The sequence below is a fragment of the Pseudomonas oryziphila genome (assembly GCF_003940825.1).
In the GTDB taxonomy this organism is placed as follows: Bacteria; Pseudomonadota; Gammaproteobacteria; order Pseudomonadales; family Pseudomonadaceae; genus Aquipseudomonas; species Aquipseudomonas sichuanensis.
Genome location: NZ_CP034338.1, coordinates 2,389,770 through 2,411,129, shown reverse-complemented (window position 1 = coordinate 2,411,129; position 21,360 = coordinate 2,389,770). Strand labels below are relative to the sequence as shown.

The window sequence follows — 21,360 nt, the reverse complement described above, 5'->3', positions numbered from 1 at the left end:
TTTAAGAAATCAGCTTTTCAAGCTCTGCGCTTGATAAACGTTTGAGTGCCTCCAAAGATTTAGCCAATTCGTCTTCGACGGGCTGCGCCACGTCGCGCAGGCCGCGCACGTGGGCGCAGAACGCCTCCAGGTTGCTCGCCATGAACAGGTTTTCCAGGCTGACTTCCACCCCCAGCTGCCCGCGCAGGCGGACGATGACCTGGGTGGCCAGCAGCGAGTGCCCGCCCAGTTCGAAGAAGTTGTCGTCCAGCCCTACCCGCTCCACCTCCAGCACCTGCTGCCAGATCGCCGCGACCTGCTGCGCAAGCTCGTCGCCCGGTGCGCGGTGCGGGCCGCTCACGGCCGCTTCCGGCGCCGGCAGCGCGCGGCGGTCGATCTTGCCGGCGGGGCTCAGCGGCATGTGCTCCAGGCGCACCACGCGGGCCGGCACCATGTACCCCGGCAGCGTGGCGGCGACCCAGGCCTTGAGCGCGACATCGTCGACCGCTGCCGCCAGCACCAGGTAGGCGACCAGCTGCGCGCCAGCGGTGCCCTGGTGCACCTGCACCAGCGCTTCACGCACCAGCCCGTGCTCGCGCAGGCGGGCCTCGATCTCCGCCGGCTCCACCCGGAAGCCGCGGATCTTCACCTGCTCGTCGCCACGGCCCAGGTACCACAGCACCTGCTCGGCATCGCGCCAGGCCAGGTCGCCGGTGCGGTAGCGGCGACTGCCCGGCGTACCGTCCGGGTCGGGCACGAAGCGTTCGGCGGTAAGCCCCGGCCGCCCGTGGTAGCCACGGGCGAGCAGCTCGCCACCGATGCACACCTCACCGGCGCCATGCTGGGCGGCGGCGCCACCCTGGCCGTCGTCCAGGTACAGCGCACGGCCCGCCAGCGCCTGGCCGATCGGCAGCACCGCCGGCACTGCCTGCGGGTTGGCCAGCCACGGCGTGCAGTCCTGCAGCGTGGCGGTCACGGTGGCCTCGGTCGGGCCATAGGCATTGAGCAAGGTCACCGTGCGGCCCAGCGCACGCGCCCAGTCCTGCACGGCGCTACCCGGCATCGCCTCGCCGCCGCACAGCACCAGGCGCAGGCTCGCCAGGGCATGGGGCCCGCTGTCGGCGAGGTCGCGGGCGATGGTCGCCCAGTACGCGGTGCTCAGGTCGGCCACCGTGATGCCCTGGGTATCGACCGCCTCGCGGAACTGGCTGCTGCTCCACACCGGCTGGCCGCGCATGACCAGCGTGGCCCCCACCGCCAGGGTGGCGAACAGCTGCTCGACGAAGGGATCGAAGTTGAAGGTGGCGAACTGCAGCACCTTGTCGCTCGCCATCAGCCCCAGGGCCTGGATCGCCGCCTCGGTGTGCCGGGCCAGCGCCCGGTGGGTCAAGGCCACGCCCTTGGGCCGGCCGGTGGAGCCGGAGGTGAAGATCACATAAGCCAGGCTGTCCACCAGGCCCGACCAGGCCGGGTCGTCATCCTGCCCGGCAAGCTGGGCCAACGGCTGGTCCAGCGCCAGGGTGGCCACCCCGGCGTCGGCGTGAGCGCGCAGCAGCGCGGCTTCACCGAGCAACAGGCTGATACCACTGTCCTCGACCATGGCCTGCAGGCGCTCCTGGGGGTAGTCCGGGTCCAGCGGCACGTAGCCGGCGCCGGCCTTGAGCACGGCCAGCACCGCCACCGGCAGCTCGACGCTGCGGCCCATGCAGATCCCCACCAGGTGCTCGGGGCCGACGCCGCGCCCGCGCAAGGCATGGGCCAGGCGGTTGGCGCGCCGGTTCAGCTCGGCATAACTGAGCTGTTGCCCGTCGCACACCACCGCGCAGGCCTGGGGTTGCGCCAACGCCTGGGCCTGCAGGCGCAGGTGCACCGGCACCAAGGCGGCGCAGTCGTCCACCCGGGCGCGCTCATGGCGCAGCCGTGCTTCGTTCTGCACCAGGCCCAGCACGGGCAGTTCGGCGACCGCGCAGTCGGCTGCCGCCGGCATGGCCAACAGCAGGTTGCACAGCTGTTCGGCCAGGCCCTCGACCACCGCCGCAGGCAGCACCGCCAGGTCGTGGCTCATTTGCAGTTGCAGGGTCTGGCCAACGCCGGCGGCGATGGTCAGCGGGTAGCTGGTGCGCTCGTGCTGGTGAACCTCACCGAAACTCAAGGCGCCACCGGCCTCTTGCAGGGCCTCGGCCATGGGGAAGTTCTCGAACACCAGGATGTGGTCGAACAACGCCTCGCCGCCCTGCCCCACCCAGCGCTGGATGTCATACAGCGGGGTGTGCTCGTACTCGCGCATGGCCAAGTTGCCGGCCTGCAAGGTCCGCAGCCATTCGCCCAGGGCCTGCCCGGGCGCCGGGTTTGCGAGCATCGGCAGGGTATTGATGAACAGCCCGATCTGCTGCTCGATGCCCGGCAACTGCGCCGGCCGCCCAGACACGGTGACGCCGAAGCACACCGCCTGCTGCCCGGCCAGGCGTTGCAGCAACAATGCCCAGGCGCCCTGCACCAGGGTGTTGAGCGTCACCCGCTGGGCGCGGGCAAAGGCTTCCAGGCGTTGCGTCTGGGCAACGTCCAGGGTGCGGTCGACGTTGGCCATGCCGCCTTGCCCGGCTTGCGCGCCCGGCAGGCAGTCCAGCAGGCGGGTCGGCGCCGGCAGCCCGGCCAACTGCTCGCGCCAGAAGGCTTCGGCACTGGCCGGATCCTGGGCTTGCAACCAGCGAATGTAGTCACGCAGCGGCTGTGGCGCCTGGGCCGGCAGCGCACCGTGGTAGCGCTGCATCACCTCGCCCATGACCTGGGCGCTGCTCCAGCCGTCCATGAGGATGTGGTGGTGGGTGTACACCATCACATGGCGGTCCGGCGCCACCTGCACCAGGCATACCCGCAGCAACGGCGCGCGCCCGAGGTCGAACGGCGTGCTGCGCTGCTCGGCGTACAGCGCCTGGAGGGCGGTCGGCAGGTCGGCCTTCGCCCGCCAGTCGAGTTCCTGCAGCGGCGACGGCACCTGACGCTGCACCACCTGTAACGGCTCGGCCTGCTCATCGCCCCAGAGGAAAGCACTGCGCAGGATGTCGTGGGCCTGCACGGTCTGCTCCCAGGCCATGCGCAGGCGCGCGACATCCAGCCCGCCGATCTCGACGTGCAGCTGGTTGATATAGGCGCCGGCCTCGGCCTGGTACAGCGAATGGAACAGCATGCCTTGCTGCATCGGCGACAACGGATACAGGTCCGCCACCTCCCGTGCAGTCAACGCCAGGCCGTCGAGGGCGGCCTGGTCGAGCCCGGCCAACGGCACATCCGACGGCGTCAGCGCACCGGCCGAAGGCGCCAGGCAATGCTCCACCAGCTCGCCCAACTCGACGGCGTAGGCATCGGCCAGGCGCTGGATGGTCTCGGGCTGGAACATTTGCCCGCTGAAACTCCACTCCAGGGCCAGCACGCCCTGATACACCTGGCCACTGAGGGTCAGCCAGTTGCCCAGCAGCGCCTCGGGGCTGCGCTCGTCGCCCTTGCCCTCGGGGGCCGGGCGCAACAGCGCCTGATCGTTGAAGGTGGCGTCCACCTGCCCCAGGTAGTTGAAGGTGATGCGCGGCAGCGGCAGGCCCTGCAGGCGCGCGCGGTCTTCGGCAGCCCCCAGGTACTTGAGCGCGGCGAAGCCCAGGCCACGGTCGGGCACCGCACGCAGTTGCTCCTTGACCTGCTTGATGGTCGCCGCCGGGTCGGCGGCGGGTTGCAGGCGCACCGGGAACAGGCTGGTGAACCAGCCCAGGGTGCGCGACAGGTCCAGGTCAGCGCCAAGGTCCTCGCGGCCATGGCCTTCGAGCTGCACGCTGACCGACGCTTCGCCGGTCCAGCGGCACAGCACCCGGGCCAGGGCGGCCAGCAGCAGGTCATTGACCTGGGTGCGGTAGGCCGCCGAAGCGCCCTGCAACAGCCCACTGGTCAGGCGCGCATCCAGGCGCGTGACGGCGACCTGGCGGTCGGCGCTGCGCGCAGGTTCGCGGCTGAGCATCTGCGGCAGCTCCTGGTCGTGCTGCGGCAACTGCGCCGCCCAGTAATCCAAGGTGGCGCGCTGCGGCTCGGCTTGCGCCCAGTCGGCCAGTGCCTGGCCCCAGCGCTGCACCGAGCTGCTGCGGGCCGGCAGGCGTGGCTGCGCACCGGCCTGCAAGGCGTCATGGCAGGCCTGCAGGTCTTCCAGCAGGATGCGCCAGGACACCCCGTCCACCACCAGGTGGTGGGCGCTCAGCAGCAGCCGCTGGCTACCATCGGGCAGGGTTGCCAGCACAGCGCGCAGCACATCGCCACGGGCCAGGTCGAAGCTGCGCTGGGCCTGGTTCAGCAGCGGTTCCAGCGCCTCGAGCGTGGCGCAGTGGCGCTGCCACAGCAGCGCGGCCGGCGGTTCATCGGCGGCCGGGATATGCGCCTGCCAGCCCTGCGCGCCCTGGGTGAAGCAGCTGCGCAGCACGTCATGGTGGCGCCACAGCTGCAGCAGCGCCTGCTCCAGCACGGCAGCGTCCAGTGGCTGGCGCGGTTGCAACAGCAACGACTGGTTCCAGTGATGGCGCTCGACCGGGTCGGCGGCAAAGAACGCCTGCTGGATCGGCAACAGCAGGCACGGCCCCTCGGCGGCGGGCTGCTCGACCAGCGCTTGCGGCTGGTCGAACCCGGCACGGGCCGCCAGGCTGCGCACGGTCTGGTGTTCGAACACATCCCTGGCGCTGAAGGCAATGCCGGCAGCACGCGCGCGGCTGACCAGCTGGATGGCGACGATGGAGTCGCCGCCCAGCTCGAAGAAGTTGTCGTCCAGGCCGATCTGCGGGCTGCGCAGCACCTCGCGCCACAGCGCGGCGATGCGTTGCTGGCGCTCGTCGCCCTGGGTTGCGGGCGTGCTGCCCGCCTGCGCCTGCGGTTGCGGCAGGGCCCGGCGGTCGAGCTTGCCGTTGGCGGTCAACGGCAATGCCGCCAGCGCCAGCACATGGGCCGGCACCTGGTGGGCCGAGAGCCGTTCGCGCAGATAAGCCTTGAGGCTGTCGGCCTGCAGCGTTGCGTCGGCCGCCAGCACCACGTAGGCCACCAGCTGGGTGCCATTGGCACCGGGTTGGCCGCTGACCACGCACTCGTTCACGTCGCCATGGGCCAGCAGTTGCTGTTCGATTTCGCCGGGCTCGACCCGGTAACCGCGAATCTTCAACTGCTGGTCGCCACGGCCCAGGTACTGCAACTGGTCATCGGCGCGCTGGCGCACGCGGTCGCCGCTGCGGTACAGGCGCTGGCCGTCGCCGAACGGGTCGGGGACAAAGCGCTCGGCGGTCAGCCCGGGCTGGCCCAGATAGCCACGGGCCAGGCCCGCGCCGCCCAGGTACAACTCGCCCTGGCTGCCCAGCGGCGCCTGCTGCAAGGCACCATCGAGCACCTGCGCGCGCAGGTTGGGCAGCGGCGCGCCGAGCGGTGCGGCGCTGCCCAGGTCATCGAGCAGGCAGGTGAACACGCCCACCGTGGTTTCGGTCGGCCCATAGTGGTTGACCAGGGCGCAGCCCGGCGCCAGGGCGCGGATGCGTTGCAGCAAGGCCGGCGGGCTGGCTTCGCCGCCCAGCACCAGGCAACGGCGCGGCAGCACGCCATGGTTGTCGCTGCCCAGCAGCGCGCCCAGGTGCGACGGCACGATCTTCAGCGCATCGACGCCATGCTGCTGCATGTAGGCGGCGAAAGCCTGGCCATCGACCGCGGTGTCGGGATCGATCAGGTGCAGGGTGCGACCGCCGGCCAAGGCGCCGAACAGCACGGTATGGCCAAGGTCGGCAGCCAGGGTGGAGACCAGCGCCATGCTCTGCACCTGGCCCAGGGGCAGGCGCTGTTCGATGCCGTCCAGGTAGTTGGCCAGTGCCGCCTGGCTGACGCCGACGGCCTTGGGCTTGCCGGTGGAGCCGGAGGTGAAGATCACATAGGCCAGGTCGCCGCCCAACATGTTCAAGGTCGGCGCGGCGCACGGGGCGTCGAGCGGGCCGCTGGCATCGTCCAGCAGGTGCAGCGTCACGTCGGTGAAGCCGCTGAAGCGTTCGGCCTGGTCGCTGGGCGCCAGGAGGTGAGCGGCGCCACTGTCGGCGAGCATCTGCTCCAGCCGTTGGCGCGGGTACTGCGGATCGAGGGCGACGTAGCAGGCACCGGCCTTGAGCACGGCCAGCAGGCCCACCAGGGTTTCCAGGCGGCGCTCGGCGCACAGCGCTACCTGCGTGCGCGGGGCCACGCCGCTGTCGATCAGGCGGCGGGCCAACTGGTTGGCTTTGGCCTCGAGGGCGGCGTAAGTCAGCGAGCGCGCACCTTCAACCAGGGCAATGCGCTGCGGATGCGCGGCGGCCTGGGCCGCGAAGCGCTGGTGCAGCCACGGGCCGCGTACTGTCGCATCTGCCTCGCTGGCTTGGGCAAGCGGCCCCAGCGGCAGGGTTTCGATGGCCCGCCCAGGCTCGGCCAGCGCGGCACCCAGCAGCTGCGCCCAGTGCTGGCCGAGGCGCTCGATGGTGCGGGCCTCGAACAGGTCGGTGGCATACAGCAGCGAGGCGCTGAGGCGCTCGCCCTGCTCTTCGGTGTTCAGCGCCAGGTCGAAGCGCGCGGATTCGCGGGTGATGTCCAGCGGCGCCAGCTCGACGCCCGGCAATTGCCAGCGGTTGCCCTGGCGGGACGCGACCTGGTGATTGAACAGCACCTGGAACAGCGGGGTGCGGTCCAGGCTGCGCTGGGGTTGCAGGGCATCGACCAGGTGCTCGAACGGCAGGTCCTGGTTGGCCTGGGCTTCGAGCACGCGCTGGCGCACCTGGGCCAGCACCTCGACGAAGCTGTGGCGGCCATCGAGCTCCACCTGCAGCACCTGGGTGTTGACGAAGAAGCCGATCAGCCCCTCGACCTCGGCGCGGGTCCGGTTGGCGATCGGCGTGCCGACGCGGATCACCTCGCTGGCGCTGTAACGCATCAGCAGCACCTGCAAGGTCGCCAGCAGCACCATGAACGGCGTGCAGCCGTTGGCCGCGGCCAGTTGCCGGACCGCCCCGCCCTGCCCCGCCGGCAGCTCGATGGCCAGCCGCGCGCCACGGCCGCTGCGCCGCGCCGGGCGCGGATGGTCGGCGGGCAGTTCGAGGCTGTCTTCGGCCACGCCCAGGCGCTCGCGCCAGTAGCCGAGCTGGCGCTCGGCCTCGCCGGCCTCCAGCCACAGGCGCTGCCAGCGGGCGTGGTCGGCGTACTGGATCGGCAAGGCAGGCGCCGGCGCCTGCTGCTGGTAATGGCGCAGCACCTCTTCGATCAGGATCGGCATCGACCAGGCGTCGGTGACGATGTGGTGGGTGCAGAACACCAGCACCCACTGCTGCTCGCCGGTGTGCAGCAAGGTGGCGCGCAGTAGCAGGTCGTGTTCGAGGTCGAACGGCTGCGCGGTCAGCGCCTCAGCCACCTGCTCCAGCTGCGCCGGGCTGCTGCCGCGCAGGTCCTGGTGCTGCAGGCTGAAGGCGCGGTGGCTGTGCAGCACTTGCAGGACCTGTTGCTCGTCCTGGCGGAAGTTGGTGCGCAGCGCCTCATGGCGCTGCACCAGGGCCTGCAGGCTGTGCTCCAGGCGCTGGGCGTCGAACGCCCCGCGCACGCTGAGCAGCGCCGGCTGGTTGTAGGCCGCGGACTGCGGGTCGAGCTGCCACAGCAACCACAGGCGCTGCTGGGAGAACGAGGCCTGCACCAATTCGTCGAGATTGTCTCGGGGTGGGATGGGCAGCAGATCGAAGGCCAGGCCCTGCTCGCGCATGCGCCCTTGCAACACCTGGCGCTCCTGTGCTGGCAATGCGGCGAAGCGCTTGGCCAGCCCCTGCATGCGGTCGGACAGCGCGGTCATACGTCCTCCACCGCATCGAACAGGACTTCGAGGGCGTCGGCCTTGTCCTCGCTGACGCCCGAGCCGCGATGTCGCTCGACCTGCTCGGCCAGCAAGGCCACGGTTTCACCTTCGAAGAACACCCGCAGCGGCAGGTCCAGGTTCAGGCGTTCCTGCACCTGGGAGCGGATGCGCGTGGCCAGCAGCGAGTGGCCGCCCAGGGCGAAGAAGTTGTCATGCACGCCCACCTGTTCCAGCTGCAAGGCCTCCTGCCAGATCTGCGCCAGGGTCTGCTCCAGTTCGTTGCGCGGCGCCTGGTAGGCGCTGCCCTGGGCTTGCAGGGCGGCGAGCGCGGTGCGGTCGAGCTTGCCATTGGGGGTCAGCGGCAAGCGGTCGAGTACGCGCAGGAAGGCCGGCACCATGTACTCGGGCATCTGCTCGCGCAGGCGCTCCAGCAGGCGGTTTTCCAGTCCGCTGGCGCTGGCCGGGTCACGCAGGGTGGCGAAGGCCGCCAGCTGCGCGCCGGCGCCCGTCTCGCGCACCACCACGGCGGCTTCGCGCACCTCGGGCTGCTGGGCGAGGCGCGCTTCGATTTCGCCCAGTTCCACGCGGAAGCCGCGCAGCTTGAGCTGGAAGTCCAGGCGCCCGAGGTAGTCCAGGGTACCTTCGACGCCGGGGCTGACCCGGTCGCCGGTGCGGTACAGGCGCTGGCCGGGGGCTGTGGCAAACGGGTCGGGCACGAAGCGGCTGGCGGTCAGGCCAGGGCGCTGCAGATAACCACGGGCCAGGCCCGGGCCACCCACGTAGAGCTCGCCCTCACGGCCGAAGCCGACCAGTTCGCCTTGTTCATCAAGCACCCGCAGGCGGGTGCCGGCAATGGCGCCACCGATCGACACCCGCTCATACGCCGGCAGGGCTTGCACGGCATGCGCCGAGCACCACACCGAGCTCTCCGACGGGCCGTACTCGTTGACCAGCAGGGTCTGCGGCAGGCGTTCGGCATGCCGCGCCGGCAGCTCCAGCGGGCAGGCTTCGCCGGCGACGATGACGCAGGCCAGCGCGGGCTGCTGCAGGTGTTCGAGGATCTGTGCGTAGAACGACGGCAGGGCCAGGAAATGGCTGATGCCCTGCTCAGATATCAACTGCGCCAGGCGCGCCGGGTCTTTGTGCGCCTGCTCTTCGGGCAGGTACAGGGTGCCGCCCTGGCCGAGGGTCCAGAAGATCCCTGCCACCGAGCTGTCGAACGAGAACGACGACAGCATCAGGAAGCGCCGCAGCGGGGCCCGGTAGAACTCGCCACGGGCGCGGGTCGAGGCACAGGCGTTGGCATGGCTGATCATCACGCCCTTGGGCTTGCCGGTGGAGCCGGAGGTGTAGATCACGTAAGCCAGGTTGCCGGGGGCGAGCGCCACGGCCGGGGCCTGTGCCTGGGCGGCCGGCAGGCCCTGTTCGAGGGCCAGGCGGGCAACGCCTTCCGGCACCTCGATGCCGTCGGCCAGGGGGCGCAGGGTGATCAGGCACTGGGCGCGGGCGTCGTGCAGCATGAACGCCAGGCGCTCGGCCGGGTAGCTGGGGTCCAGCGGCAGGTAGGCGCCACCCGCCTTGAGAATGGCCAGCAGGGTCACGACGATTTCCACCGAACGCTCGCCGTACACCGCCACCACGCTGTCGGGGCCGACACCGCGCTCGCGCAGCGCCTGGGCCAGGCCGTTGGCGCGCTGGTCGAGGCTGGCGTAGTCCAGCGCCTGTGCGCCGACTTGCAGGGCGGTATGCCCTGGGGTGGCCTTGGCGGCCTGCTCGAACAGCCCGTGCAGGGTTTCACCAGGCAGCTCTACCCGCTCGGCGCTGCGCTCGAAGCGTTGCAGCAACTGCTCGGCCTGGGCGCTATCGACACCGTTCAACTGGCTCAGCGGCTGGTCGAGGTTGGCGGCCACCTGCACGGCAAACTGGACGAACTGCGCCAGCCACGCCTGCAACTGGGCGGCATCGAATACCCGTGCCGGGCTGACCAGGCGCAGGGCCAGGCCCTGCCCGCGCTGTTCGGCGCGCAACAGCAGCTTCTGCCCCAGCGGCCAGTCCTGCTCCAGCTGCGCGGCCTCGGCGCGATAGCCACAGGCGAAGGCCGGCAGCAGGGCTTCGCCCAGGTCGGTTTCGTCCAGGCAGTCGAGCCAGGACAGGCCCTGGCGCAACTGACCGAGCAAACCCGGCAGTTGCTCGCCCAGGCCTCGGCTGCTGTCGAGCGCCAGCACCAGCGGCAGCTGGCGGGCGAAGTGGCCGACGGTCTGTTCGAGCTGTTCGTTGCGCCCGCTGACCTCCAGCCCCAGCACCACGCTGGCGGGCTGCCCCAGCTCGACCAGGAACGCGGCCCACAGTACCGCCAGGGCTTCGTCGGTGCTGATCTGCCCCACCTCGGCCAGCTTGGCCAAGGCGTCAGCCACGGGGGCGGCCAATTGCTCGACGCACGGCGCCTCGGCCAGCGCCACGCGGCGCTCGAACGGCAAGGCAACGGGGCGCGCCTGCTCGGCCAGCAGGCCGCGCCAGAACGCACGCCCTTGCTGGCCGATGCTTTCCTGGGCCAGGTCGCCCTGCCAGGCGGCGTAGTCGGCGTATTGCAGGGCATCGAACTCGGCCAGCGCTTCACCGCGCAGCAAGGCTTGCAGCTCATCACCCAGCAGGCGCAATGCGGCCGGGTCGGCACTGGCCAGTGCCACGCCCAGCAGCAGGTTGCGCCCCTCGAGGCTTGCGGCCAGCGGGGCCTGGCCGAGGTCTTCGGCCACCTGCAGGCGGGCCTGCTCGGCCGAGGCGGCGTGACGCACGCGCAGGTTCACCTGAGCGTGGATTTCCTGCGCCGGGTGTTTCAGGCCCGGCACCTGCACGTAGCGGGTGCGCAGGATTTCGTGACGCTCGCACAGCTCGGCCAGGGCCTGCCGCAGCGTCTCGAGGGAGGGCTCGGCGTGCAGTTGCAGCCACAGCCGCGCAGCCAGCGCCTGGCCGCCGCTGGCCTGGAGCAGATGCGCCTGTTGCGCCGAGGTCTGGAAAATTTCTGCGTTGCTTGTGGTCATGCTTGAACTCCTTGGCCCAGTGCCACTTCGCTGCTTTTCAGGGGAATGGCCATGGCCGTGAGGATCTTTCGCGGGCCGGTGTAACCGTTGCGCGCGTGGATGGTGAGGATGTTGTCGAGGATCACCACGTCGCCCTTCTGCCAAGGGAACTCGACCATGACGTCGCGGTAGATCTGCTGCAGGTGGCGGATGTGATCCTCGGGGATAGGGCTGCCGTCGCCGTAGAAGGTGTTCTGCGGCAGTTCGTCGTCGGCGAACTCGGCGCGCAGGCTGTCGCGGATGCTCTCAGGCAGGGTCAGGGCATTGAAGAAGGTGGCGTGGTTGAACCACACGGTTTCGCCGGTGCGCGGGTGGCGGACCATGGCCGGGCCTTTCTGGCGGGTACGCAGGCGGTTGCCGGATTTCCACTCGGGTTCCACGCCGATCTTCGCGCAGTAGGCCTCGACCTCGGCGCGGTTTTCGGTCTGGAACACGGTCTGCCAGGGCAGGCCCATGCCGTCGCCGTAGTTGCGCACGTACAGCACGCCGCCCTTGCGCACGAAGGCATCGCGCACCTCGGCGTCGATGCGCGGCAGGATCAGCCGGGTATCGCCGAACGGGGTTTCGCCGCCGGTGGGCGACGGCAGGTCGCAGTAGAAATACAGGTGCAGCGGGAACACCGGAGAATAGGAGTGCTCGTTGTGCGGGAAAATCTTCTCCACCGCCGGGTAGTCGGTCGAGCTGTAGACATTGTGCTTGCGGGTGATCTGGGTGCGCGGCGAGGCGCGGAACAGGTACTCCAGGGCGCCGCCGGAAATCGCATCGACGCACTGGTTGAACTCGCCGATGTCCTGCACGGCGAAGCCGCGGAACAGGATGGTGGCGTGCTGGTCCAGCTTGCTTTCGATCAGCGCACGATTCTGCCCGGCCCATTCGGCCAGGTTGATGCCCGCCACCTTGGGCGTGCACAGCAACGGCAGGCTGTGGCCTTCGAACATTGGCGAAAAGGCCACGAGGCTGTCGTGGTCCATGCTCAAACTCTTGCGCCGCCCCTTGGCCAATACCGGAATGGCTTGCGCCTCGCTGTTGGACATTTCCATCTCCCGTTCGGTAAAGCCGGCGGCCCAGCGGCCACCGGCATGACAATCACTACTGCAGCTCGACCCCACGGGCGCGCCGACGGATCGGGTGCTGCGCCTTGAGCTGCGCCTGGCGCGCCTCGGCCGCCGCCTGTTCGGCACTGGCCTGCAGCTGCGCGGCATGGGCCAGCAACTGCGCCAGGGGCGCTTCGGGCGCTTCGAGCAAGCGCTCGAACACCCCTTGCAACTGCACGAACAGCCCTTGCATGTCGGCCGCCGTGTACAGGCTGGCGTCGCATTTGAAGGCGGCGGTCAGGCGCTCGGCGTTGACGAACTCGGCGATCAGGTCCAGCTCGGTGGCGCCCTGCCCCGCCTCCTGCGGGGTCACCTGCAGGCCTTGTGGCGCCCGCATCGGCAGGCTGCCTTCCTGGTAGATGAACTTGATCGCGAACAGCGGTGAACGGCCGGCCTGACGCGGCAGGCGCAGGGCCTCGACCAAGCGGTCGAACGGCAGGTCCTGGTGATCGGAAGCACCGACCACCACGTCGCGGCAGCGCTCCAGCCACTGTTCGCCACTGAGGCTGTCGTCCAGCGTCAGCTGCAGTACCAACTGGTTAACGAAGAAGCCGACCATTTCTTCAACCCCCGCATGGTTGCGGTTGGCAACGTCGGTACCCAGGCGCACCCGACGGCTGTCGCAACGCTGCGCCACCACCAGCGAGAAGCCGGCCAGCAACAGCATGTACAGGGTCAGGCCACGGGCCTTGGCGGTGGCGCGCAGGGCCTCGGCCAGCGCTGGCGGGAAATCGAAGGCGTGTACCTGGCAGGTGCCGGCGCTCACGCCGGCCTGCGGGCTGCCCGGCAGGCGGCTGAGGCGATGGTCGTCGCCCAGGGTGCGCTGCCAGTAATCGAGCTGGCGCTGCATCTGCCCGGCCGCCAGCCATTGGCGCTGCCACACGGCGAAGTCCAGGTAGGCCAGGCCCGGCGCCGGCAGCGATGCCGGGGCGCGCCGCACGGCGGCGTCGTAGAGGGCGACGAATTCGCGCAGCAGGATGCCGAACGACCAGTGGTCGGCGACGATGTGGTGCAAGGTCACCAGCAGCAGGTGCTGCTGTTCGGCTAGGCGCAGCACCGCCACCCGCAGCACCGGGCCGTTGACCAGGTCGAACGGCGCCTGCGCCTGCTCGGCCAGGGCTTGCGCGATCGCCACCTCGCGGGTGGCGGCCGGGGCCTGGCACAGATCGACGACGGCCAACGGCAAGGCCATGTGCGCATGCACCTGCTGCCAGCTGTCGCCGCCTTCCTGGGCGTAGGTGGTACGCAACACCGAATGGCGTTGCAGCAAGCCCTCGAAGGCCGTGCGCACGGCGTCGATGTCCAGCTCGCCGTCGAGCTGCAGGGCGCGCGGGATGTTGTACATCGAGCTGTGTGGCTCCAGTTGCCAGAGGAACCACAGGCGTTGCTGGGCGAACGACAGCGGCTGGCGCTGCGCGGGGTCCAGCGCTTGCAACTGCGGCACCGCCAGCACAGCCGGGGCCGCCACGCAGGCATCGACCGTGGCGGCGAACGCCTCCAGGTCACGGGCTTCGAACAGGCTGCGCAAGGGCAGCTCGACGCCCCGGGCATGGCGCACCCGGCTGATCACCTGGGTGGCCAGCAGTGAATGGCCGCCGAGGTCGAAGAAGTTGTCGCGCAGGCCTACCCGCTCGACGCCCAGCAGTTCGCCCCACAGCGTCGCGAGCTCGCCTTGCAGGGCGCTGCGTGGCGCTTCGAAGGCCTGTGCCAGCAGGCTGGCGTCCGGCGCTGGCAAGGCCTTGCGGTCGAGCTTGCCGTTGGGGGTCAGTGGCAATTGCGCCATGACCTGCCAGTGGGCCGGCTGCATGTAGTCGGGCAGCGCTACGCCGAGCGCTGCGCGCAACCCTTCGCAGAGTGCGGCCTGGGCCTCGCGGTCAGCCTCGGCCAGCGCCTGTCGCGGCACCACGTAGGCCACCAGTTGCTGGCCGACCGGGCCCGGCACGGCCACCACGGCCGCCTCGGCGACAGCCGCCTGGGCCAGCAGGCAGGCCTCGATTTCACCGGTCTCGACGCGGAAGCCGCGGATCTTCACCTGATGGTCGACCCGGCCGATGTATTCCATCTGCCCGTCCGGCAGGCGCCGGACCAGGTCGCCGCTGCGGTACAGCCGCGCGCCGGGGGTGCTGGCGAACGGGTCGGGGACGAAACGTTCGGCGGTCAGCGATGGCTGCGCATGGTAGCCGCGTGCCAGGGCCTCGCCACCGATATACAGCTCACCGACCACACCATCGGCCTGCAAGGCCAGGCCTTCGGCCAGCAGGTAGGCGCTGCGCCCGGCCACCGGTCGGCCGATGGGCGCATAGGCGCTGGTGAAACGGGTGGCGGCATCGGCCTCCCAGAGGAAGGGGGTGATGACCGTTTCGGTCGGCCCGTAGCCGTTGACGATATGCTGCGGGCGCAGTTGCCCCTGGATCTGCTCGAAGCCCTCGCGCGGGAAGGCCTCGCCCGCCACGTTGAACGAGCGCACCGACGCCGTACGGCCGTGGGCCGCGGCCCAGGCCGCCAGCTGGCAGGCGTACTGGGTGGGGAAATAGACCAGGCTGGCCTGCTCGCGCTCGATCACCTCCAGCGCTTCTTCAGCGCTCCACAGGCCTTCGCCGCGCAGCACGCAGCGGGCGCCGCTGATCAACGGCAGCAGCCACTGCTCGGTGCCCCAGTCGAAGTTCAGCGAAGCGAAATGCAGGAAGCGGTCGCTGCTGTCGATGCGGTAGAAGCGCTGCATGGTCAGCAGGTGGCGCAGCAAGGCGCCCTGCTCCAGGGCCACGCCCTTGGGCCGGCCGGTGGAACCGGAGGTGTACAGCAGGCACAGCAGGTTGTTGCCGGCGAGGGTTGGCGACGGGGACTCGACGCCCTGGGTGGCCAGCACCAGCTCATCGACCCGCAGCAGGCGCGCGGCGCTGCCGGCCAGCAACGCCGCACTGCGGGCATCCCCCAGCACCAGCTGCACACCGCTGTCTGCCAGCATGTAGCCCAGGCGCTCGGCGGGGTATTCCGGGTCCAGCGGCACATAGGCGCCGCCGGCCTTGAGGATGGCCAGCAGGCCAATGATCAGGCGCTCGCCACGGGGCAGCGAGATGCCCACCAGCACCTCCGGGCCGACGCCCTCGGCGACCAGCCGCTGGGCCAGGTCGCTGGCCTGGCTGTCGAGGCTGGCGTAGCTCAGCGCCCGGCCCTCGGCGACCAGGGCAATGGCCTCCGGCGTGCGCCGGGCCTGGGCCTCGATCAACTGGTGCAGCCACACCGTCGCGGCCTGCGCCGGCAAGGCGGCGGGCATCGCCAGCAGCGCCTGGCGGGCAGCCGGGGGCACGCTGTCGAGGGTCGCCAGCACTTGGCCTGCGCCGTCGACGAACTGCCCCAACAGGCATTCCAGCTGCGCCGCGAGGGCCTGCACCGTACCGGCGTCGAGCGCCGCGCACAGGTAGCTGTAGTGCACCTGCAGGCGCTCGCCAAGGGTCACGGCCAGGGTCAGCGGGTAGTTGGTGCGTTCCAGGTTGGCGACTTCGCCAAAGCGCACGCCGGCCTGGCCGGACTGGGCCAGCGCCGCCGACAGCGGGTAGTTCTCGAACACCAGCAAGGTGTCGAACAGTGCATCGCTGCCCTGCCCCGACCAGCGCTGGATCTCGAACAGTGGCGTGTGTTCGTGTTCGCGCAGTGCCAGGTTGAGCGCCTGCACCTGTTGCAGCCAGTCGCCCAGGGTTTGCTGCAGGGCCGGCCGGGCGATCACCGGCAAGGTGTTGATGAACAGGCCGATCTGCGCCTCGATGCCCGGCAGTTGCGCCGGGCGCCCGGCCACGGTGGCGCCGAAAGCCACGCAGTCCTGGCCGGTGCAGCGTTGCAGCAGCAACAGCCAGGCCGCCTGGACCAGGGTATTGACGGTGACTTTCTGCTGCCGGGCAAAGGCGCCCAGGCGCTCGCCCAAGGCCGCATCGATGGTTTGGTAGAAGTCGCCGTGGCTGGCCTGTGCCACCGCTTGCGGCGGCGTGGGCAGCGCGTGGGCCAGGCGCGTCGGGGTTTCCAGCGAGGCGAGCTGGTCGCGCCAGAACGCCTCGCTGGCCGCCATGTCCTGCTGACCGAGCCATTGGATGTAATCGCGGTACAGCCCGACCGGGGGCGCCACTTGCTGCCCGGCATAGCGTTGCAGGACTTCGCCGAGCAGGCGCGAGTTGCTCCAGCCGTCCAGCAGCAGGTGGTGGCAGGTCTGGATCAGGTGGTGGCGGGCCTCGCCGGTGCGCACCAGGGTCAGGCGCAGCAACGGGGCCTGGGCCAGGTCGAAGCCGTGCTCGCGGTCCTCCTGGGCCAGGGCGGCGAGCGCCTGCGGCAGGTCGGCGCGGTCGCGCCAGTCCAGTTCGCGCCAGGGCAGTTCGACCTGACGCATGACCATTTGCAGCGGCTTGCCCTGCTCGCCTTGCCAGGCAAAGCCGGTGCGCAGGATGGCATGGGCGTCCAGCGCCTGCTGCCAGGCGTCGCGCAGGCGTGCGGGGTGCAGGCCCTCGACATCCACGCGCATCTGGTTGATGTAGTCGCTGCCGGCTTGTTCATAGAGGCTGTGGAACAGCATGCCCTGCTGCATCGGCGACAGCGGGTAGAGGTCTTCGAGCTGCCGTGCGGCCACCGGCAGTTGCGCCAGCGCCGCGCCATCGAGCCCGGCCAGCGGGAAGTCCGAGGCGGTCACCTGCCCGGGGGCCTGGACGCAGTGGGCGACCAATGCGCGCAGTTCCTCGGCGAAAGCATCGACCAGGGCCTGGATGCGTTCGGCCGCGAACATCTGCTGGCTGAAGCCCCACTGCAAGGCCAGCTCGCCTCCGTACACCTGGCCTTCGACGGTGAGCCAGTTGGCCAGCGGCGCGTCCGGGTCCTGGCCCTGGCCGGCGCCATGGCTGGCGGGCACCAGCAACGCCTGCTCATCGAACTGGCGGTCGAACTGGCCAAGGTAGTTGAAGGTCACCCGCGGGCGCGGCATGGCCGCCAGTTCCGCACGGGTGGCTGCATCACCGAGGTGACGCAGCAGGCCGTGGCCGATGCCCTTGTCGGGCACGCAGCGCAATTGCTCCTTGACCGCCACCAGCGAAGCGCCCAGCTCGGCTTCGGGCACCAGCAGCACCGGCTGCAGGCTGGTGAACCAGCCGACGCTGCGCGACAGGTCGAGGTCGCTGAACAGGTCTTCGCGGCCATGCCCTTCCAGCTCGATCAGCGCGCCCGGCGCCGCCGTCCAGCGGCACAGCACTCGTGCCAGGGCGGTGAGCAGCAGGTCGTTGACCTGGGTGCGGTAGGCCGCTGGTGCGACCTGCAGCAACTGGCGGGTGAGTTCGGCGTCGAAGCGGCATTCGATCTTGTGCTCATGACGGTTGTGCAGCGCACCTTCGCGGTTGTCGCACGGCAGTTCGGCGACTGCCGCGCGCCCCAGGTGTTCGCGCCACCAGGGCAACTGCACCTGGTAGCCGGGCAAGGCCTGCTGCAGGCGCAGTGCCCAATCCTGATATGCGCTGGTGCGCGCCGGCAGGCGTGGCGGCTGGCCGGCCAGCACCTGGCGGTAAGCCTGCTCGAGGTCTTCGAGCAGCACCCGCCAGGACACCCCGTCCACCACCAGGTGGTGCAGCACCAGCAGCAGCTGCTGGCGGCCCTCGGGCAGCTCGATCAGCAGCACCCGCAGCAACGGCCCGTGAGCCAGATCCAGGCTGCGCTGCGCTGCCTCGCACAGTGCCAGAGCAGCTTCGGCATCGGCCGCCGTGCAGCGCTGAAACACTTCGCCGGCGGTTTCGCCATAGTGCTGCTGCCAGGTGCCGCCGTGCTGCTCGAAGCGCAGGCGCAGGCTGTCGTGGTGTTCGACCAGTTGCTGCACGGCCTGGGCCAGCGCCTCGCCCTGCAGCGGTGCGCGGGCATCGAGCAGCAGGGCCTGGTTCCAGTGCTGGCGGTTGGGGATGGCCTGGTCGAAGAACCAATGCTGGATAGGCGTCAGCGGTACTTCGCCGCTGGCCGGCCCACGCACCACAGCCTGGCTCGCCTGCCCGGCCACCTGGGCCAGGCCGCGAATGGTCTGGTGCTGGAAGATGTCCTTGGGGGTCAGCGCCAGCCCGGCCTCGCGGGCACGGCTGACCACCTGCATGGAGACGATCGAGTCACCGCCGAGCTCGAAGAAATTGTCCAGCACGCCGACCTGCTCGAGGCCCAGCAAGGCTTGCCAGATCTGCGCCAGTGCCTGTTCGCGGGCATCGCCGGGCGCCACATGCTCGCGCTGCGCCTGCAACGCGTCGGGCGCCGGCAGCGCCTTGCGGTCGAGCTTGCCGTTGGGGGTCAGCGGCAGCGCGGCCAGCATCGGCATGGCGGCGGGCACCATGTAGTCGGGCAGGTGCTCGCCCAGCGCGGCGCGCAGTTGCTCGCGCAGTTTGCCCTGGGCCGCCGGGTCTTCGAGCAACGCGGTATCGGCCGGCACCACATAGGCCACCAGCTGGCGGCCGCTCGGGCCTTCCGGGGCCAGCACCGCCACTTCGCTGACCTGCGCCTGCGCTTGCAGCCGCGCCTCGATCTCGCCCAGCTCGATACGGAAACCGCGCACCTTGACCTGATGGTCGATGCGGCCGATGTACTCAAGCTCGCCCTGGTCGCGGTAGCGCAGCAGGTCGCCGGTGCGGTACAGGCGCCCGCCGTCGGCGGCGAATGGGTCTGGCACGAAGCGTTCGGCGGTCAGCCCCGGGCGCCCGAGGTAGCCACGGGTAATGCCGGCACCGGCCAGGTACAGCTCGGCGGCGCAACCTTGCGGCACCGGCTGCAGGGCGGCGTCGAGCAGGTAGGCGGCGGTGTGCGGCAGCGGCCGGCCGATGCTGGCACGGCCACCAGCCTGGCGGCGGGTCCAGGTCGAGTAGGTGGTGTCTTCCGAGGGGCCGTACAGGTCGTACACGTGCGCCAGCCCCGGCTGGCGGTAGAGCTCGTCCACCACCCGCTGCTTGAGCGGCTCGCCGGCGAGGTTGACGATGCGCACGCCGGCGGGCAACTGGCCATCGCGCAGCAGCGCGGTGATGGCCGAGGGCACGGTGTTGACCAGGCGTACCTGGTCGCGCGCCGGCAGCTGCGGCAACTCCAGGGCATTGCGCGCCAGCACGATGGAGCCGCCCGCGGCCAGGGTCACGAACAGCTCCCACACCGACAGGTCGAAGCAGATCGAGGTCGAGGCCAGCACACCCTGGATGTCTTCACGGCCATACACCTGATGCGACCAGTGCAGCAGCGCCATGACGTTGCGGTGGGTAATGGCCACGCCTTTCGGGCGGCCGGTGGAGCCTGAGGTGTAGATCACGTAGGCGAGGTTCTGCGCCACGGCGTGATTGGCCGGCGGCAGGCCCGGCCAGGCGGCCAGGCTCTGCTCGTCGGCGTCCACCAGCAGCACCTCGGCGCAGTCGGCCAGGGCCAGGCGCTGGGCCACTTCAGGGTCACTGATCACGAGATGCGCGGCGCTGTCTTCGAGCATGTAGGCCACGCGCTCCGCCGGGTAGTCCGGGTCCAGCGGCACGTAGGCGCCGCCGGCCTTGAACACCGCCAGCAGCGACACCAGCAGTTGCGGGGTACGCGGCAGGGCCACGCCGACCCGGGTCTCGGGGCCGACACCGGCCGCCACCAGGCGCTGGGCCAGGCGGTTGGCCCAGCGGTCGAGCTGGCCATAGCTGTACTGCTCAAGGCCGAAGGTAAGGGCCAGCGCCTCGGGCTGTTCGGCGGCCTGGCGGGCGATGCTCTGGTCGATGCGCGACACCTGGTCAAAGCCGTCACCCGGCGGGTTCCAGGCGTGCAACAGCTGTTGCTGTTCATCGGCGCCCAGCATCGGCAGGCGCGCCACCGCTTGATTGGTGTCGGCGACCATGGCGCGCAGCAGGTTGAGCCAGTGGCCGGCCATGCGCGCGATGGTCGGCGCGTCGAACAGCTCGTCGGCGTAGGTCAGTGCGGCGTACAGTTGCCCGCCCTTCTCCCAGGTGTCCAGGCTCAGATCAAACTGGGTGGTGCGGCCCTTCCACTCGATCAGGTCGAAACGAATGCCCGAGGCGGTCTGCAGCGCGCTGAGGTCGGTGACCAGCGGCTGGTGGTTGTACATCACCTGGAACAGCGGGTTGAGCGCCAGGCTGCGTTCGAGCTTGAGCGCTTCGACCAGGCGCTCGAACGGCAGCTCCTGGTGCGCCTGGGCGCCGAGGGCGGTGTCGCGCACCTGGGCAATCAGCCCGGCCACCGTGAGGTGCTCGTCGATGCGGCAGTTGAGCACCTGGGTGTTGACGAAAAAGCCGATCAGCCCTTCGACTTCGGCGCGGTTGCGGTTGGCGATGGGCACCCCCACGCGCAACTCGGCCTGGCCGCTGTAGCGGTAGAGCAAGGCATCGAAGGCCGCCAGCAGCACCATGAACAGGCTGGCCTGTTGCTGCTGGGCCAGGGCGCGCAACTGCAGGGCCAGCTCGGCATCGACCGCGAAGTTGAAGCGGGTGCCGCGATGGCTGGGGGTGGCTGGGCGCGGGTGGTCGGTGGGCAGTTCCAGCACCGGGTGCTCGTCACCCAGCACCTGTTGCCAGTAGGCCAGCTGGCGCTCCTGCTCGCCGGCTTCCAGCCAGGCGCGCTGCCACAGGGCGTAGTCGGCGTACTGGATCGGCAGCGCCGCCAGCGGCATGGGCTGGCCCTGGCTGAAGGCGTCGTAGCAGCGGATGAACTCGTCGATCAGCACGTTCATCGACCAGCCATCGGAGACGATGTGGTGCAAGGTCAGCAGCAGCACATGGCGCTCGGCGCCCAGCTTGAGCAGGCGCACCCGCCACAGTGGGCCCTGCTCCAGGTCGAACGGGCGCTGGGCCTGGGCTTGCGCGCGCTCCTGCACCGCCTGTTCGCGGGCGGCGGCATCCAGTGCGCTGAGGTCTTCGAAATCGACGGTCACCGCCTGGGCCGCGGCGACCTGGCGCAGCCCGTGTTCACCCTCCTGGCGCAAGGCGCTGCGCAGGGTTTCATGACGCTCGGCCAGCGCCTCCAGGGCCTGGGCCAGCGCATCACGGTCCAGCGGCCCGTCCAGGCCAACGGCGCCCGGGAGGTTGTAGGCCGCGCCCTGGGGATCGAGCTGCCAGAGGAACCACATGCGCTGCTGGGCATATGAGGGCATGCCGCGCTCGGCGGCCTGCACCCCGGCAGGGATGGCGAACTGGGCGAAGTCGACCTGCTCCCGGGCCAGCGCCTGCAAGAAGATCCTGCGTTTTTGCGCCGGCAACTCGAGGAATCGGCGGGCAAGGTTGCGGGCATCTTGAGCATTCATTGGCGTTCATCCGTAAAGAGGGGCAACGAGCGGGGCAGCTCGGTCGTGCATGGAAAACGGATGAACGGAGGGGAAAATTAA

Annotated in this window: 4 protein-coding genes; all 4 read right to left on the bottom strand. The window is 70.1% G+C overall.

What is annotated here, in order from left to right; genetic code table 11:
- Position 1: 1 nt before the first annotated feature.
- The 4 genes from EJA05_RS11375 to EJA05_RS11360 are packed head-to-tail and all read right to left on the bottom strand — an operon-like array spanning position 2 to position 21,279.
- On the bottom strand, positions 2-7,837 hold the full coding sequence (locus tag EJA05_RS11375) for a non-ribosomal peptide synthetase (RefSeq protein ID WP_125858314.1): 7,836 nt from the start codon (positions 7,835-7,837) through the stop codon (positions 2-4).
- Positions 7,834-10,878 (bottom strand): non-ribosomal peptide synthetase, encoded by a 3,045-nt coding sequence (locus EJA05_RS11370; protein ID WP_125858313.1) that lies wholly within the window; start codon positions 10,876-10,878, stop codon positions 7,834-7,836. Before EJA05_RS11370 ends, EJA05_RS11375 begins: the two co-directional genes overlap by 4 nt.
- Positions 10,875-11,951: a TauD/TfdA family dioxygenase gene (locus EJA05_RS11365; RefSeq protein ID WP_125858312.1), complete on the bottom strand. Its 1,077-nt coding sequence runs from the start codon at positions 11,949-11,951 to the stop codon at positions 10,875-10,877. The genes EJA05_RS11370 and EJA05_RS11365 overlap by 4 nt, the downstream gene beginning before the upstream one ends.
- 55 nt (positions 11,952-12,006) lie before the next feature.
- On the bottom strand, positions 12,007-21,279 hold the full coding sequence (locus EJA05_RS11360; RefSeq protein ID WP_125858311.1) for a non-ribosomal peptide synthetase: 9,273 nt from the start codon (positions 21,277-21,279) through the stop codon (positions 12,007-12,009).
- Between the last annotated feature and the right edge of the window lie 81 nt (positions 21,280-21,360).

Coding starts and splice junctions, on each gene's coding strand:
- EJA05_RS11375 (WP_125858314.1), bottom strand. CDS start 7,837: ATGACCGCGCTGTCCGACCGCATGCAGGGGCTGGCCAAGCGCTTCGCC.
- EJA05_RS11370 (WP_125858313.1), bottom strand. CDS start 10,878: ATGACCACAAGCAACGCAGAAATTTTCCAGACCTCGGCGCAACAGGCG.
- EJA05_RS11365 (WP_125858312.1), bottom strand. CDS start 11,951: ATGTCCAACAGCGAGGCGCAAGCCATTCCGGTATTGGCCAAGGGGCGG.
- EJA05_RS11360 (WP_125858311.1), bottom strand. CDS start 21,279: ATGAATGCTCAAGATGCCCGCAACCTTGCCCGCCGATTCCTCGAGTTG.